This window comes from Paraburkholderia phymatum (assembly GCF_038900715.1).
GTDB lineage: Bacteria > Pseudomonadota > Gammaproteobacteria > Burkholderiales > Burkholderiaceae > Paraburkholderia > Paraburkholderia phymatum_A.
On the sequence record NZ_JAYMRZ010000003.1, the window covers coordinates 13,420 to 30,019 of the forward strand.

Sequence of the window (16,600 nt, forward strand, 5' to 3'; positions counted from 1 at the left end):
CGTCATCCACTACCCATAATCGAATCCCCAAGGAGACATCTGATGGACGATTCCAGTCTGAGTCCGCGCGACTTCGCTTCGCATCCCGCCTATGTCCATTCGCCGTATGGCTCGTCCGTCAAGCGCGGCCCGACGCGTCCGCTGATTCCGCTGAAAGAGCGGCTGCGCGACCAGCGCGTGCCCGTCTATGGCGCGGAAGATCTCGGCGCGCTCGATCACGACCTCACGCGCAATGCGGTGAAAAACGGCGAGCCGCTCGGCGAGCGCATCATCGTGACGGGACGCGTGCTCGACGAAGGCGGCCGCCCGGTGCGCAACACGCTCGTCGAAGTGTGGCAGGCCAATGCCGCCGGCCGCTACGTGCACAAGAACGATCAGCACGATGCCCCCCTCGATCCGAACTTTCTCGGCGCGGGCCGCTGCCTGACCGATAACGAAGGCCGCTACCGCTTCCTGACGATCAAGCCCGGTGCGTATCCGTGGGGCAATCACCCGAACGCATGGCGCCCAAATCACATCCACTTCTCGCTGTTCGGCGATTACTTCGGCTCGCGACTCGTCACGCAGATGTACTTCCCCGGCGATCCGCTGCTGCAATACGACCCGATCTTCCAGGGCACGCCGGAACAGGCCCGCGACCGGCTGATCTCGCGCTTCACGCTCGACGTGACGCAGGAAGGCTTCGCGCTCGGCTACGAATTCGACATCGTGCTGCGCGGCGCGAACGAAACCCCGATGGAGCGCTAAATCATGACGACGCTTAAAGAAACCCCTTCGCAAACGGTCGGACCGTACTTCGCATATGGCCTGTGCCCGCAGCAATACGATTTCGATTTCAAGAGCCTCTTCACGGGAACGTTGGCCGGGCGCGAAGCAGCGGGCGAGCACATCGCGCTCGTCGGTCAGGTATTCGACGGCAACGGCGAGGTGATCGGCGATGCGATGCTCGAAGTGTCGCAAGTGGATAGCGAAGGACGCTATCCGCAATCGCGCGAGGAAGTGGCGAACACGGGCTTTCGCGGCTTTGCGCGCTTCGGCACGGGCACCGATCCGCACAGGCGCTTCATCATCGAGACGGTGAAACCCGGCCGCGCCTCGCCCGACGCAGCGCCGCATCTGGACGTGATCCTGACGATGCGCGGCATGCTGCTGCACACGTTCACGCGCGTCTATTTCGACGACGAAGCCGCGGCGAACGACAAGGACCCGGTGCTCGCGAGCGTTCCCGCAGAGCGCCGCGCGACGCTGATCGCAAAGCGCGAGGAGCGCGGCGGCAACGTCGTGTACCGCTTCGACATTCACATGCAAGGCCCGAACGAAACGGTGTTCTTCGACCTGTGACCTGTAATGCGGCGCACGCCGCGTCGACATCGCGCGAGCCTTGCATGCATTCCATGCAAGGTTCATCGCGTATTCACAAATGAGCGTTAGGATGCGGTGCGCGAGTCAAATCGCGCAACGAAACTCCGAGCAGTATTTTCAAAGCCCGCTGCATTGCGGGCCTTTTTTCGTTTCGGCTCGTTTGGCTCTTCGGCTCATTTGGCTCTTTGGCTCGTTTGGGCCCGCTTCGGCCCGACAGCGTGACGAGCCACGCTCAGACGCGGAAGTGCTCGATGTCCTGCCCTGCGTTGATCGCGCGCGTGAGCCAATCGGGGCGCTCGCCCGTGCCGTCCCATTCGTGTCCAAAAGCATCGCGGTATCTGGGTATGGCGGCGTCGGCGATCAGCGCTGCTTCGAGCGCTTCGAGCGTAATGCCGAATTCGTCCATGCGGCGCCGAATCCACAAGATCAACCGTTCACGCGCTTGACCGTCGAGGTCGAGCGTCCGTTGTTCCTCTCGCTCTTTCATAACGTGCCGATAACGTTTAGAACGACGCGGCCTATAAGCTCGCATCAAATAGATTAAAGGCCTCGCGCTTGCAGCGAAGCCTTAATACAACTCTGCCAATATTTGCGGCCCGCAGATAATCGGCCCGGACTAACTGATTTCCGGCCGATTGAATGGTCGTGAAAACCCGCACGGTGAGTACTGGATCTCATCAACGGACCTTGAAGGGCCAAGGCCGGTTCCCTGAATTGAACCCGATTCTAGCATTCATTCCCGCGTTCGCGCCGCTTTCCCCATGATACGCGCGCCGCGAAAAGCGGCGCAGGCTCTCGCTTTTCGCAGGATGCGCGGATTTGCGCGCTAGGCATCGCCGCGCGTCTGGTCGATTGCACTCGACGACTTCACGCGCGCGCGCAATTCGAACTTTTGAATCTTGCCGGTAGACGTTTTCGGTAATTCGCCAAATAGTATGGCTTTCGGCAATTTGAACCCGGCGAGGAATTGCCGGCAGTGCGCGATGATTTCTTCGGCGCTCGCGTCCATGCCCTCTTTCAGTTCGACGAATGCGCACGGTACTTCGCCCCACTTCGGGTCCGGCATCGCGACGACGGCGGCAACCGATACGGCGGGATGCCGGTACAGCGCATCTTCGATCTCGATGCTGGAAATGTTCTCGCCGCCCGAAATGATGATGTCCTTGCTGCGGTCCTTGATGCGCACGTAGCCGTCTTCCGTGATTACGCCGAGATCGCCCGTATGGAACCAGCCGCCCCGAAATGCGGCGTCCGTCGCGCGCTCGTTCTTCAGATAGCCCTTCATGCAGATATTGCCGCGAAACATCAGCTCGCCGATCGTCTCGCCGTCGCGCGGCACGGGCTCGAGCGTCTCGGGATCGCAAACGTCGATCGCCGCCTGCAGGTGATAACGCACGCCCTGACGCGCATTGAGCCGCGCGCGTTCGTCGTCGGAGAGCGCTTCCCACGCGTCCTGCTTCGCGCACACGGAGGCAGGCCCATACACTTCGGTGAGGCCATACACGTGCGTCAGATCGAAACCGATCGCCTTCATTCGCGCGATCACGGCAGGCGACGGCGCCGCGCCCGCGACCATCGTCGACACGCGATGCGCGATGCCCTCGCGCCATTCGGCGGGCGCATTCGCGAGCGCGCTTTGCACGATGGGCGCGCCGCAATAGTGGGTGACGCCTTCGCGCCGGATCAGCTCGAACACGAGCTTCGGATCGACCTTGCGCAGACAGACGTTGACGCCCGCGCGTGCCGCGACCGTCCACGGAAAACACCAGCCGTTGCAGTGAAAAAGCGGCAGCGTCCACAGATACACCGCGTGCTTCGGCATGTCCCATTCGAGGATGTTGCTGAGCGCGTTCAGATACGCGCCGCGATGGTGATAGACGACGCCCTTCGGCTCGCCCGTCGTGCCCGATGTGTAGTTGAGCGCGATGGCGTCCCATTCGTCGGCGGGCGGCGTCCACGCGAATTGCGGATCGCCTTCTTGCAGGAACGCTTCGTAGTCGGTCGCGCCCGCGAAGTGTTGCGCACGCGCGGGCATCGCGTCGCTCACGCTGACGATGCGCAATTGCGGGCATTCCTGCGCGGCGCACTGCGCAAGCTCGCCGAATTCCGTATCGACGATCAGCACTTTCGCTTCGCCATGACGCAGCATGTAAAGGATCGACGGAATATCGAGCCGCGTGTTGAGCGTGTTCAGCACGGCGCCCGCCATCGGCACGCCGAAATGCGCTTCGATCATCGGCGGGATATTGGGCAGCAGCGCCGCGACGGTATCGCCACGGCCGACGCCCGCGCGTTGCAGCGCGCTCGCGAGTCGACGCGCGCGCTCGTAGGTCTCGCGCCACGTGCGGCGCATGTGGCCATGCACGACAGCGAGACGGTCGCCATAGACATCAGCGGCTCGCGCGATGAAGTCGATCGGCGTCAGCGGAACATAGTTGGCCTCGCGGCGCTCGAGGCCCGCGTCGAACATGTGCGTCATGGCTGTGTCTCCCGCGGAGCGCGTGCGGCTCCGTCAATCACGTGAAGCATTATGTGAAGCATGGCCGCAGCGCCCGATGCATGCAGCAGTTGAAAGCGGCACGCGAATCGACATGCGATCGCGCGCGCTAGATCGCCACCGGACCAGCGCCGTAATAACCCGCGCCGATTACCGGGTACGAGCGCCGCAAAAGAATCTGGTGCCGGAACGTGGCTGATCGTGCAATGCGAAAACGCGTGAAGCCGACGCGCGCGGCGTTCGAAATCACGCGCGCATCGCACGCGTGAAGCACGCGAGAAGCGCAATACCGCGTAATGCCTTTTATTGAATCAGCGGCTGAAACGCGTGCTAAACGCGCAATCAGACACGTGGCAGATCGTCGATGAACTTTTCGACGTGGCCATCCGGAACGTCGGTGTCGATCCCGTCGATGCCATCGGCGTGCGAAACCGTTTTGATCTTGGGACCCAGCAGCTTCATGCCGCCGAGCGTGAAGAGTGACCAGACGGCATTGCCGGAATGAATTGCCGTTACGACGTCCGAGACTTCAACGATTTCGTGCGGCGAGAGCCATTCATTCGTTTTTGGATTGACGAGGGCCCACCGGACGTGGGTGACGCGATCCGTCATAGGGTTAATGCGTACGGCATCGATAGCATAGGTTGCCATTTCCACCTCCATCGTCGTCTGAAGGCATCGTAGCACTTATGTCTGGTTAGACGAAGTGAACCAGCGTGATCGGTACTTTTGGGGCGGTGTAGAAGCGACGCGAACGCATCGGGCGCGATGCGCGGCTAGAGAGAGGAAGACGGACGCGGCCCGCGGGCCGCATACCGATGGAACCATCCGAATGCGGGCGCTTCCCTGCACGGCCGTTGCCCGGATGTACTCTGCGACGCCAACCGCCGCGTGACAGCCGCTGTGCGCGGAATTGACTGCAATTTCGAATGGCTTCCATTTCGTATAACGGTCGTGCGCAAATCGGAATGAACCCGGGTTTGCCCCAATAGAGGATGCAGCGCAGAAGATCTTCCGGGAATGCATCGACGCAACATGCAGTACGATGGCCGCACTGACCCGCACACAAGGCCCGCCATGTCGATCGAAGTCGGGACGGCGTCGTGGACGGACGCCACGCTCATCAAATCCGGCCGCTTCTATCCGAAAGGCTGCACGAGCGCGGAAGCGCGCCTGCGTTTCTATTCGAGCCAGTTTTCGATGGTCGAAGTCGACGCGTCGTACTACGCGATGCCAAGCGTGGCGAACTGCGCGCAGTGGGCCGAGCGCACGCCCGAGCACTTCACGTTCAACGTCAAGGCGTTCCGGCTTTTCACGGGCCATCAGACAGAGCGCAAGTTCTTTCCGCCGGACATCCAGCCGCTATTGCCGCAGAACGACAAGCGGAACCTCTATTACCGCGACGTGCCGCCCGACATCGTCGACGAGATGTGGCGTCGTTTCTTTGAGGCGCTCGAACCTGTGCGCGCAGCGGGCAAGCTCGGCGCGATCCTGTTCCAGTTCGCGCCGTGGATCTCCACCGCGCCGCGCGACAAGGCGCACGTGAAGCACTGCGCGGACCGGATGGGACCGTATCTGACGGCCTTCGAGTTTCGCAACGCGAGCTGGTTCGATGAGCGGCACCGCGAATCGACGCTTGCTTTCGAGCGCGAACGCGGCCTCGTGCATGTCGTGATGGACGCACCCGAGGGCGTCGCGAATCGCGCGCATACCGTGTGGGAAGCGACGTCGCCGGAACTGGTGATCGTGCGCATGCATGGCCGCAACGCAGAAACGTGGAGCGGCAGCACGACGGCGTCGGGCCGCTTCAACTACGACTACTCGGAGCGCGAACTGGAGGAGATCGCGGTGCCCGTGCGCGAGATCGCCAAACGCGCGGGTCGCACGCATGTGGTTTTCAACAACTGCTTTGAAGACTCCGCGCAGCGCAACGCGCATTCGATGATTCGCATCCTTCAGCAAGAGCGCTTCGCTTAACCCGTTGCATTGCCACTGAATAGCCTTTAACGAGCCGCGCATTCGCGCGCGGCATTCGTTGCGCTACTTTCCCGGTTGCAATTCAATCGGCATCGACTAGCCTCGTCTTATTCAAAGCAATTACAAGAAGCTTTCATAAGACGAATAAGGCAAGCGACGCTCATGAATAACGACGCCAGGGTGTATCGATGCTATTGACCGGCTATGTGCAGGCCAGCGAGCCGGGCGTGCTGCAATTGTGGGTGGGTATATTCGGCGTCGCCGCGCCGCCCGCGCCACAGGTTTTCATCGACCGGCAAGCGGCCGTTCCTCTCGCGCCCGCGCAGTTCTTTCCGATCCGCGATTTCAGCATCGACGACGCCGGCCAGCCGATCAATCACCAATGCGTGATGCGCTTCAACGTGTCCGACGAATCGAGGCCGCGCCAGATCCGAATCGACGCCGCCGGCGAATCGTTTGAATTCGCGAGTACTTCATTGCCTCGAGAAGTGCCGACGCTGATGAACGGCAGTTTCAATATCCTGCTGTCGTCGTGCTATTCGCAGCCGGAAGATCTCGATGGACTGCTGGGTACGATCGTCTCGCAGATCAAGGTGCAACCGCATCTGACGGTACTCGCGGGCGACCAGGTGTATCTCGATCTGCCGCTCACGCAGCATGTGCCCGATCAGAACCCGGACCGCGCGCATCTGCTTGCCAACAAGTACTACCTCAACTGGCTCTCGGGCGCGCTGCGCGTTCCGGGCTTGCAATCGGTACTGGAGCGCGCACCCGTCGTGTGCATTCCCGACGATCACGAGTTCTGGAACAACTACCCGTTCGCGCAAAAGCAATTGCCCGACACATGGACGGATGCGTCGCGTCAAGTGCTCGGCGATACGGCGCGCGCGCTATACGAGGACTATCAGATCGGCGGGCCGCCCGGTAGCGCGGGCGGCGCAACACGGCTCGACGTCGACCCGTTGAAGATGCTCTTCGTCGATATGCGCTGCGATCGCGACAGCACGCTCACGTCGTTGATGGGCCCCAGGGCTGTCGCCGCAATGAATGCGTGGGAAAAAGATCTGATCGATGCGCAGGCGGCGGGCAAGCCCGTCGTCGGTCTGCTTGCGTCGGGCCAGGCGCTCTTTATCGATCCGCCGCAAAGCGACTGGGCCACGAAAACCTTCGATGCGGAAATGCCGAATTACAAGCAGTTCAGCGTATTGCAATCGACGCTAGGCCGGCTTGCGGATAACGGCATTCCCGTCGTCTACATGACGGGCGACGTGCATTGGGGGCGCGTCGCATCGGGCCACGATCTGCCGACGAACACGGCGCTGTATGAAGTGATTGCATCGCCATCGCGGCTCATTCGCGTGCCGTTTCTCGACACAGCAAAAGAAGCGGCCAATTCGATCAAAGGCATTTTCGGCGCGAAGGCTCCGTGGCCGCGCCATTCCGATCCGGAGCCGGTGCCCGACCGCTTCGGCATCAATCATCGCTTCGCGCTTAAGCAGGAATATGGGCAGCGCGGCGATCAGGTGGCGATCGTGTCGTTCACGCGCGTCGGCAGCGGCGTCGATATGCAGGTCACGTACTACGGCATTTCCAGCGACAAGGCGATTTCGCAATCGGTATCCACGACGCGCTTCGAACTGCGCGCACGCTAACAAAATAATGAGGCGAGGTCATGCTCAAGATCGTACGATCGACAACGACGCAATCGAATCCGCAGTTCGTTTCATTCGCCCGCAAGGACGGCGAGAGCAATACCGCATGGGGCGAGCGCGCGGTGCTCGACATGAAAGCCGGTGGTCCCGACGAGTGGACCTATGTGGTGCTGCTCGGCGGCAGCGATACGCTGGCGTTTCGCGTGCGCGTCGCGCAATCGCATTTGCGGCACGACATGCTGCCGTCGTTCTGGTCCGAGTCGATACTCGTCAAGCTCGCCGATGCGTCGCTCGCCAACGCTCAGGCGCTGCATGTGCCTTTGCATCAGCCTGAAGGCCCCGCATTCGCGGCGCGCGTGAATGGCGTCGTCGCGCGGCCGCTCACCGATTTCGACGACACGAAGCGCTTTCCGAACATCGCCGTCATTGCATTGCCCGTCGCGCAAGAGAAAGTGATCGGCAAGGTGCCGAGCTTTCAGCAGTCGCGCGCGACGCTCGATGCGCTCGAACACGTGTTGCGCTGGCTCGCGTATGCATGGGGCGCGGCGCGCACGCCGAATCCGTTGCACGACAACTATGGCTTGCCGTCGACGTGCATGATCGAAACAGTCTGCGCTGCCGCCAATTTCGACCTCACGCCCGGGCTCGAATCGAGAGCGTCATGCCCCGAAGCGATCTGGGCCGCCGCGAACTACTGGCACGAGTACTTCGAGAAATTCAACGGCAGAGAACCGATAGGCCGCTATTTCACGCCGCATACGTATCCGATCGTCGAGCCGTCCGCGCCCGATGCGCCTTCGCCTTCGCAGTCATCTGCGCCTAAGCGCAAGGCGAAGCGATGAGCGCCAGCTTAGGGCTGTGAAGCGGGCTGTGAAGCGGGCTGTGAAGCGGGCGCACTGTCGGACGGCAGAGCGGGCGTCGGCGCGAGCACGGGTGGCTGTGATTCGCTCGTGCCCGCAGCAGGCGCGCTCGCCGATGCCGTCGCGCCCGCCTGGCCAGGCGTCGGAAGAATCGGCGGCTGCGATGCGGCAGGCGAGATGATCTGCGGCGGCTCGACATCCGTCGGCGCGGACGCGTCGGAAGCGGGCTGCGCGTTCTCGACGACAGGCGCCGCGGGCGCGGTCGGCGCCGGACGCGGCTTCGCGCGCGGAGCGGGCGCAGGCGTTTCGCTCTTGCCCGTCGACGGGAACAAGTGCTGCATCCATGCGCGCAGCTTCTCGCGGAACGTCTCGAACATGCCGGGCGGCGGCTCTTGTTCGAACTTCACGTGCGAATCGACGAGACGCGAGCGCAGCGCCCGCTGGAAAAAGTCGCCGACGATCGGCAACGCGCTATGCGCGCCCTGCCCCCAGTAATCGCTGCGCAACGTCACGCGGCTATCGTTGAAGCCGACCCATGCGCCCGCAACGAGCTGCGGATGCATCAGGATGAACCAGCCGTCCGCGTTGTCCTGCGTCGTGCCCGTCTTGCCCGCGACGTCGGCGCGAATGCCGAAGCGCGTGCGAATCGCCGAGCCCGTTCCCTTGTTGACGACCGAGCGCATCGTATCGATCAAGGTCAGCGCGCTCGCGACGGGCATCACCTGATCGGCGCGCGACGGCTGAAATTCGGCGAGCACTTCACCTTTGCGGTCTTCGATACGCGTGACGGTCATCGGCGCGAGCCACGCGCCTTGATTCGCGATCGTGCTGTACGACGACACCATCTCCTTCAGCGTCACGGGGCTCGTGCCGAGCGCCAGCGACGGCACCGCTTCGAGCGGGCTCTCGCGCACGCCCATCGCGCGCGCGAGCCGCGCGACCTTTGCAGGACCGACCGTCTCCATCAGTTGCGCAGTGATGCGATTGCGCGAATACGCGAGACCGTCGCGCAACGTGATCGGACGGCCGCTCGGCGCGTCTTCGTCGCTCGGCCGCCAGACCTCGCCGCCCGCGAGCGGAATTTCAACGGCCTGATCGGGGAACGTATCGTCGGGTTTCGCGCCCTGCTCGAATGCCGCGCCATACACGAAGGGCTTGAACGTCGAGCCCGGCTGACGCCGCGCCTGCGAAACGTGATCGTACTGATCCTGCGTGAAGTCGCGGCTGCCCACCCACGCCTTGATCTGCCCGTCACGCGGGTCCATTGCGATGAATGCCGCCTGCACGCGTGTCTTGCTTTCGCACAGCGACTTCATGAACGCGCGATCCGCCGACAGATGCTTGAGCGCATCCTCATCGCTCGTGCCCGCGTCTTTGGCGCGGCGATATTCGGGTGTCTCGCGAATGAACGCGTCGAATAGATCCTTATGGCCGGCGCATCCGCCGCGTGCATTCCACGCCGCATTTGCAATCGATTGCAACTGATTGCCCTGCCACGTCAGCGCTTGCGTGGCCATCGTCTGAAGACGCGCGTCGATTGTCGTGCGCACGACGAGGCCATCCGAATAGATGTTGTAGTCGTTCGCATCGGCCCATGCAATCAGCCATTTTTTCAACTGTTGCGCGAAATGCGGCGCGGGACCGGGCGGCTCCGTCTGCCGTTCGAAATCGACACGCAGCGGCCGGCCCTTGAGCGAATTGAATTGCACCACCGAAAGACGGCTGTATTTCACCATCTGTCCGAGCACAATATTGCGCCTGTCCAGCGCGCGCTCGGGATTGATCACCGGGTTGTAATAGCTGTTGCCCTTCAGCATGCCGATCAGCGTCGCGCTTTCGAGCACGGTGAGATCGTGCGCGGACTTGTCGAAATAGGTGCGCGCCGCCATTTCGATGCCGTAAGCGTTATAGAGAAACGGCACCGTGTTCAGATACGTTTCGAGAATCTCGCTCTTCGTATAGACGGCTTCGATCTTGAATGCCGTGATCGCTTCCTTGATCTTGCGCGTGAGCGTCGGCGCGCGGCCGATGTCGTCGGGATAGAGATTGCGCGCAAGCTGCTGCGTGATCGTCGATCCGCCCTGGCGGTCGCCCGAAAACGTGTGCAGCGCGGCGCCTGCCGTGCGGCGAAAGTCGATGCCGTGATGCTCGTAGAAGCGGTGATCTTCCGTCGAGATCAATGCGTCGATAACGTGCGGAGAAATATCGGCGAGCTTCACCCACACGCGGTTGGTTGGCTTGAATTCGGCGAGCAGCTTGCCGTCAGCCGAATAGATTTGCGCGGGCTGCTCGATCTTCGCCTTGCGAATGTCCCCGATACCCGGCGTGAACGGAATCAGGATCAGCACGTAAAGCAGCGCGAGCGCCGGAATGGCCGCAATCGACAACGCCACGCCACGCCATGTCGGGTGACGCAAACGTTGCACCGCGCTCATTGCGTACGGCTTTAGCCAGGCCCACGCCCTGAAGAAGATTACCCGGAGAAACGACAGTATCGATCGTCCCACGCTAACGCACCATCGGCAGAAAAGCGTGCATCCTACCAAAAGAGCGGGAAAGGACAGGCGTTTTGCAAGAATCGCGGCGATGCAATGCCGGAAAAGACAACGGCCGAACCTGCTTGCGAAGACGGGTTCGGCCGAAGCGTCGTGCTAAAGCGTTATCAGGCGTGCGCGCGCTTTGGCGTGATCATCGAGACGACGAACGTCACGACGATATTCACGACGAGCGCGATCAGACCGATATAGATCGGCCACGTCGAACCGCCGATATGCAGCGCGAACACAGGCTTGAGACCTTGCGAAATCGCGAGCCCCGTGCCGACGACAATGCCGACCAGCCAGCCGAGGAACAGCCCCGGCGTATTCAGGCGGCGCGTGTACAGCGTGAACACGATGGCCGGGAAGATCTGCAGAATCCACACGCCGCCGAGCAGTTGCAGGTCGATCGCGTATTGCGTCGGCAGGAACACGATGAAGAGCAGCGCGCCGAACTTCACGACGAGCGACACGATCTTCGCGGTGGACGCTTCCGCAGCCGGCGCCATGTCCGGCGACACGATGGGACGCCACAGGTTGCGCGTGAACAGGTTGGCCGCGCCGATCGACATGATCGCGGCGGGCACCAGCGCGCTGATTGCAATCGCCGCCGCCGCGAAGCCGATGAACCACGACGGGAACAGCGTGCCGAAGAGCATCGGCACGACGTCGGATGCCGACTTCACATGCACGCCGGCCGCAATCGCCATATAGCCCAGCAGCGCGATCAGGCCGAGCAGCAGCGTGTAAGCAGGCAGGAAGATCGCGTTCTTGCGCACTGTCTGCATCGAAGAGGACGACAGCACGGCCGTCATCGTATGCGGATACATGAAGGCCGCGAGCGCCGAACCGAGCGCCAGCGATGCAAACGCAGTGAATTGCGAAGGCTTGAGGATGATGCCCGTCGCGCCGCCCTTCGCCTGGAAGTACTGGTCCGCCGCATCGAACACATGACCATAGCCGCCGAGCTTCAACGGAATCAGCCACACCGCCGCGATAACGACGATATAGATCATGATGTCCTTGACGAACGCGATCATCGCCGGTGCGCGCAGGCCGCTCGTATACGTATAGAGCGCGAGGATCACGAACGCGATGACGAGGGGCGCCTCGCCCGTTACGCCAAGCCCCTTGATGACGACCTGCATGCCGACCAGTTGCAGCGCGATATACGGCATCGTCGCGACGATGCCCGTCAGCGCGACGGCAGCGGGAAACCATTTGCCGCCGTACTCGCCGTGCACATAGTCGGCAGCCGTGATGTGGTTCTTCGCGTGCGCGATCTTCCACAGTTTCGGCATGACCGCAAACACGAACGGATAGACGATGATCGTATAAGGCAGCGCGAAGAAGCCATACGCGCCGACCGAATAGACCAGCGCGGGAACGGCGATCACCGTATAGGCCGTATAGAAATCGCCGCCGACGAGGAACCACGAAATGATCGTGCCGAACTGGCGTCCACCGAGGCCCCACTCGTGCAATTGGGTGAGATCGCCTGCTTTCCATCGCGCGGCAATGAAGCCGAGTACCGTGACGAGAAGAAAGAATGCGATGAATACGGTCATCGCGACCGGGTTCACGGGGTTGAGTTCGCTCATTTAATACCCCGGTAAACGATGTAGATCAGCACCGACGTGAGCGGGACCCACAATAACTGATACCAGTAGAAGAAAGGAAAGCCCGCGAACGAAGGGCGCGTGTCGTTATAAAACGGCAGCCACAACAACGCGATATAGGGGATCAGCAAGATGAGCCATAGCCACGAGCGGCCGGCCGGTTCGTTAGGTTCCACGATTGTCCCTCTTTGGTCTATCTGATTGATTCAGCCTTGCTGTGGCGCTGCGTGAATATGCGCGCACGTGCATATTTCGGCGGGCACCCGCAAAGGTACGCGCATTATCTGCGAAAACTTTCAAAAGTGCTGGCAGGGCAACCGGTCCTTAGGGTCTCTCGACAGATCGACCGGCCCCTCTGCGTGCAAATGGATTGCAGGTTAATTGCGCAATGCCTTCGCAAAACGGTCGCGCAGGAACTGCGTGAACGCGCGGATCGTCACGGAAGCCTGCCTGTGTTGCGGGTACACGGCATAAAGCGTCAACGGCGGCGAGACGAACGTGTCGAGTACTTCGACGAGCTTGCCGCTTGTCAGCGCATCGGCCACGATGAACTCCGGCAGGCGCGCAATGCCGAGCCCTGCGATCGCAGCGTCGCGAATCACTTCGCCATTGTTCACGCGCAGCGGACCGTGCACTTCGATCGTCTTGCTCGCGCCATCGACGATGTACTCCCAGCCGGTGCGCCCTTCCTGTCCATATAGCAGGCACGCATGGCGCGCGAGATCGTCAGGCGTCGCGGGCGGCCGGCGCGCCTTGCGATAAGCGGGACTGCAACACGACACCATGCGCATTTCCGCGAGCTTCTGCGCGATCAGCGTCGAGTCCGCCAGCGTGCCGATGCGCAGCGCCATGTCGAAGCCCTCGCCCACCACATCGACGACGCGGTCGCTCAGATCCATGTCGATGCGCACATCGGGGTTCGCGCGCAAGAATGCGGCGACGAGCGGCGACAGATGAATCATGCCGAACGACATCGGCGCGCTGACCCGCAGCAGCCCGCGCGGGTCCGAGCGCCCCGACGACATCGCCTGCTCGGCGTCTTCCACGTCCCCGAGGATGCGCGTCGCGCGCTGATAGAACTCGTAGCCCAGGTCCGTCACGGCGAGCTTGCGCGTGTTGCGCACGAGCAGGCGCACGCCGAGGCTCGCTTCGAGCGCCATCACGCGCCGGCTGACGAACTGCTTCGACAGTTGCAGGCGGTTCGCGGCGGCCGTGAAATTGCGTGCGTCGACGGTGGCGACAAAGATTCTCAAATCGTCTAGCTGCATCGGGCTACGCCTCTTTTGTCCACAAAAACGCGACAGTGATTCCCATTTTACGCCGATTACAGTCACCTGGATTGACCTACACTTCTTTCACTGCTTCTGGCAACGACACCGTCGCTGTCATGAGAAGCAAAGGCAAATCGAAAAGCGGAGATGGGAAATGATCGACATCAGACACGCGAATGAACGCGGGCGCGCCGAACACGGCTGGCTCAGCTCGCGCCATACCTTCTCGTTCGCGAACTACTACGACCCGAAGCAGATCGGCTTCTCCGACCTGCTCGTGATCAACGACGACCGCGTGGCCCCGGCCCGTGGCTTCGGCAAGCACCCGCATCGCGACATGGAGATCTTCTCGTACGTGCTGGAAGGCGCGCTCGAGCACAAGGACTCGATGGGCACGGGCTCGGTGATCGTCCCCGGCGACGTGCAGCTGATGAGCGCGGGTACGGGTGTCGCGCATAGCGAGTACAACCATTCGGCAAGCGAGCCGGTGCACTTCCTGCAGATCTGGATTGCGCCGTCGGTGAAGGGCGCGACGCCGCGTTATCAGCAAAAGAACTTTGCTGCGCAGGACAAGCGCGGCACGCTGCGCCTCGTGCTGTCGCCCGATGGCGAGAACGGGTCGCTCGAATTGCGCCAGGACGCGCGTGTGTATGCCGGTCTTCTCGACGGCAACGAAACGGCAGGCGTCGATATCGCCACCGATCGCTACGCGTATGTCCATGTCGCGCGCGGCAGCGTGAAGATGAACGGCGTCGAGATGAAAGAAGGCGACGGTGCGCGCATTCGCAACGAACGCCGACTCGAATTGACGGATGGGCAGGACGCGGAAGTACTCGTATTCGACCTGCGCAATAACGAAGTATCGGAACTGTGGTCGTAAGCGACAGCGCCGACAACTCAACTATATTGAAAGAGGCTTTGAAATGAACGCATTTATCGAACAACGCAAGGATGCACTGTTGCTCGTCGGACGTGTGCTTCTGGTCGTGCTTTTCGTGCTGTTTGGCTGGAGCAAGCTCACCGGCTTCTCCGGCACCGAGCAGTACATGGCGGCAACGGGCGCGCCCGCGCCCGCCGTGTCCTCGATCATTGCGATCGTGATGGAACTGGCGGTCGGCATCGTGATCGCCATCGGCTTCAAGACGCGCCCGCTCGCGCTGCTGCTTGCCGTCTATACGCTCGCCACCGCGTTTATCGGCCACCACTTCTGGACGCAAACGGGCATGGAGCATTTCGTCAATATGATCAACTTCTACAAGAACATCAGCATCATCGGCGGGCTGCTTCTGTTGTTCGTGACGGGCCCGGGCAAGTACTCGATCGATCGCGTCTAAGCAGAGTTAGAGAGTTGTCGAGCAGGGCGGCCACTGGCCGCCCTTTTTCGTTGTTGAAATCCCAAACAGGCGCAATTCGCGGCAATTGAGGCATCGGCGCAACACTATTGTCATGTTCGCGGCGCCGCCGAAATCGATGTGATAAAAGTCCGCCTGCCTGCATCGAGCGAGGCGCGCACGGGCCAGGAGACGCTCGCAATCAGCCTGTCGGCTTGCAATGCGCGATGTGCAACTCACGCATCGGCGACGCAAATGCACACCGGCGCACTCGTCGCGCGTAAAACAAAAAGCTCACGCAGGGTTCTCAACAGATGAAAAGACAACCATGAACAAACAACTCAAACGGGTCGCTGCGACATTGGGCGCATCGGCGATCGCCCTCGCCTGCCAGTCCGCATTCGCGCAAAGCTCGGTCACGCTCTACGGCGTCGCGGACGTCGGCATTCGCTATCTGACGCACTCCAACGCGAACAACGACGGGCGCCTCTTCATGACCAACGGCGCGATTACGAACAGCCGGTTCGGCGTGAAGGGGTCCGAAGATCTGGGCAATGGCCTGAAGGCGATCTTCCAGCTGGAAAGCGGCATCGATCTGCAAAGCGGCGCGCAATCGGATAGCAAGCGCCTCTTCAACCGCGCCGCCTATGTCGGCCTGTCGAGCAACTATGGCACGCTGACGCTGGGCCGTCAAAAGACGCCGCTGTTCGATCTGCTCGGCGATACGTACGATCCGCTCACCGTCGGCAACTACTTCGAAAATGCGTGGCTGCCCGTTGCATTGGGCGCAGGACTCTACGCCGACAACGCCGTGAAGTACAACGGCACGTTCGGCGGCCTGAACGTCAAGGCGATGTACTCGTTCGGCACGGACTCGACGTCGACGGGCGCAAATGGCTTTTCCGGCCAGATTCCGGGCCATCTCGGCGCGGGCAACATGTACGGCTTCACCGCGTCGTATGCGTTCGGTCCTCTGAGCGTCGCTGCGGGCGTGCAGCAGAACAGCGACAACTCGAATCACAAGCAGACGATCTTCAACGCGAACGCCGTCTACGCGTTCAGCACCGCGAAGATCTATATCGGCTATCTGCATTCGAAGGACGACACGGGCTTCGTCGACAGCACGCTCTCGCAGCGCGATCTGACGCTCGGCGTCGACATCCTGAAGGGCTCGGGCCGCAAGGACGACGGTCCGTTCGCAGGCGTGACGTGGCAAGCGACGCCCGCGCTTCTGCTGACGGGCGCGTTCTACTACGACCACATGAAGAACGCGGCAATCGGCGGCGGCGCGCTCGGCAGCGGCAACCGCTACACGGGCGTGGCCGTGGCGGAATACGCGCTGTCCAGGCGCACGGAAGTGTATGGCACCGTCGACTTCAACAAGGTCACGGGCGCAGCGACGGTGGAACTGCCCGGCACGTCGAACCAGACGGGCGTTTCGGTCGGCATCCGCAATATCTTCTGATGACGGCCGGCACGCGCATTCGGTAACGC

The 16,600-nt window shown here is 61.8% G+C and carries 15 protein-coding genes; 8 read left to right on the plus strand and 7 right to left on the minus strand.

What is annotated here, in order from left to right; translation table 11 throughout:
• Positions 1 to 42: 42 nt before the first annotated feature.
• Together pcaH and pcaG are read left to right on the plus strand one after the other, a co-directional pair.
• Positions 43 to 747 carry a protocatechuate 3,4-dioxygenase subunit beta gene (gene pcaH, locus VSR68_RS06410; protein ID WP_342931293.1) on the plus strand — a complete coding sequence of 235 codons (705 nt, stop codon included), beginning with the start codon at positions 43 to 45 and terminating at the stop codon, positions 745 to 747.
• 3 nt (positions 748 to 750) lie between these two features.
• Positions 751 to 1,341, plus strand: a complete 591-nt coding sequence (gene pcaG, locus VSR68_RS06415) for a protocatechuate 3,4-dioxygenase subunit alpha (RefSeq protein ID WP_342939016.1) — start codon at positions 751 to 753, stop codon at positions 1,339 to 1,341.
• 253 nt (positions 1,342 to 1,594) lie between these two features.
• Here the strand turns inward: pcaG and VSR68_RS06420 are convergent, their stop codons facing one another.
• The 3 genes from VSR68_RS06420 to VSR68_RS06430 form a co-directional block, all read right to left on the minus strand.
• Entirely contained in the window at positions 1,595 to 1,849 is a 255-nt protein-coding gene (locus VSR68_RS06420) for an H-NS family nucleoid-associated regulatory protein (protein ID WP_342931295.1), read from the minus strand.
• Between the two features lie 339 nt (positions 1,850 to 2,188).
• Positions 2,189 to 3,841: an acyl-CoA synthetase gene (locus VSR68_RS06425; RefSeq protein WP_342939017.1), complete on the minus strand. Its 1,653-nt coding sequence runs from the start codon at positions 3,839 to 3,841 to the stop codon at positions 2,189 to 2,191.
• 360 nt (positions 3,842 to 4,201) lie between these two features.
• Complete coding sequence (locus VSR68_RS06430) at positions 4,202 to 4,510, minus strand: hypothetical protein (protein ID WP_090866828.1); 309 nt, start codon at positions 4,508 to 4,510, stop codon at positions 4,202 to 4,204.
• A gap of 426 nt (positions 4,511 to 4,936) precedes the next feature.
• Here VSR68_RS06430 and VSR68_RS06435 point away from each other — a divergent pair, with 426 nt between their 5' ends.
• From VSR68_RS06435 to VSR68_RS06445, 3 genes are all read left to right on the plus strand, one after another.
• Positions 4,937 to 5,836: a DUF72 domain-containing protein gene (locus tag VSR68_RS06435; protein WP_342939018.1), complete on the plus strand. Its 900-nt coding sequence runs from the start codon at positions 4,937 to 4,939 to the stop codon at positions 5,834 to 5,836.
• 188 nt (positions 5,837 to 6,024) lie between these two features.
• Complete coding sequence (locus VSR68_RS06440; RefSeq protein WP_342939019.1) at positions 6,025 to 7,488, plus strand: hypothetical protein; 1,464 nt, start codon at positions 6,025 to 6,027, stop codon at positions 7,486 to 7,488.
• Positions 7,489 to 7,508: 20 nt separating this feature from the next.
• Positions 7,509 to 8,330 carry a hypothetical protein gene (locus tag VSR68_RS06445; RefSeq protein ID WP_342939020.1) on the plus strand — a complete coding sequence of 274 codons (822 nt, stop codon included), beginning with the start codon at positions 7,509 to 7,511 and terminating at the stop codon, positions 8,328 to 8,330.
• Positions 8,331 to 8,338: 8 nt separating this feature from the next.
• Here the strand turns inward: VSR68_RS06445 and VSR68_RS06450 are convergent, their stop codons facing one another.
• From VSR68_RS06450 to VSR68_RS06465, 4 genes are all read right to left on the minus strand, one after another.
• On the minus strand, positions 8,339 to 10,783 hold the full coding sequence (locus tag VSR68_RS06450) for a penicillin-binding protein 1A (protein ID WP_342939021.1): 2,445 nt from the start codon (positions 10,781 to 10,783) through the stop codon (positions 8,339 to 8,341).
• Positions 10,784 to 11,010: 227 nt separating this feature from the next.
• The gene (gene mctP, locus VSR68_RS06455) at positions 11,011 to 12,486 is read right to left on the minus strand and encodes a monocarboxylate uptake permease MctP (RefSeq protein ID WP_342939022.1); all 1,476 of its coding nucleotides are present in this window, start codon (positions 12,484 to 12,486) and stop codon (positions 11,011 to 11,013) included.
• Positions 12,483 to 12,680: a DUF3311 domain-containing protein gene (locus tag VSR68_RS06460; RefSeq protein WP_342939023.1), complete on the minus strand. Its 198-nt coding sequence runs from the start codon at positions 12,678 to 12,680 to the stop codon at positions 12,483 to 12,485. Before VSR68_RS06460 ends, mctP begins: the two co-directional genes overlap by 4 nt.
• 201 nt (positions 12,681 to 12,881) lie before the next feature.
• Positions 12,882 to 13,772 carry a LysR family transcriptional regulator gene (locus VSR68_RS06465; protein ID WP_342939024.1) on the minus strand — a complete coding sequence of 297 codons (891 nt, stop codon included), beginning with the start codon at positions 13,770 to 13,772 and terminating at the stop codon, positions 12,882 to 12,884.
• 157 nt (positions 13,773 to 13,929) lie between these two features.
• On the opposite strand from VSR68_RS06465, the gene VSR68_RS06470 reads away from it, so the two are divergent.
• The 3 genes from VSR68_RS06470 to VSR68_RS06480 all read left to right on the plus strand — a co-directional run bounded on the left by VSR68_RS06470 (position 13,930) and on the right by VSR68_RS06480 (position 16,571).
• The gene (locus tag VSR68_RS06470; protein ID WP_342939025.1) at positions 13,930 to 14,655 is read left to right on the plus strand and encodes a pirin family protein; all 726 of its coding nucleotides are present in this window, start codon (positions 13,930 to 13,932) and stop codon (positions 14,653 to 14,655) included.
• 43 nt (positions 14,656 to 14,698) lie between these two features.
• A complete protein-coding gene (locus tag VSR68_RS06475; protein ID WP_342939026.1) occupies positions 14,699 to 15,109 on the plus strand; it encodes a DoxX family protein in 411 nt (136 codons plus the stop codon).
• A 325-nt stretch (positions 15,110 to 15,434) separates the two neighbouring features.
• Positions 15,435 to 16,571, plus strand: a complete 1,137-nt coding sequence (locus tag VSR68_RS06480; protein ID WP_342939027.1) for a porin — start codon at positions 15,435 to 15,437, stop codon at positions 16,569 to 16,571.
• The last annotated feature ends 29 nt before the right edge of the window (positions 16,572 to 16,600 follow it).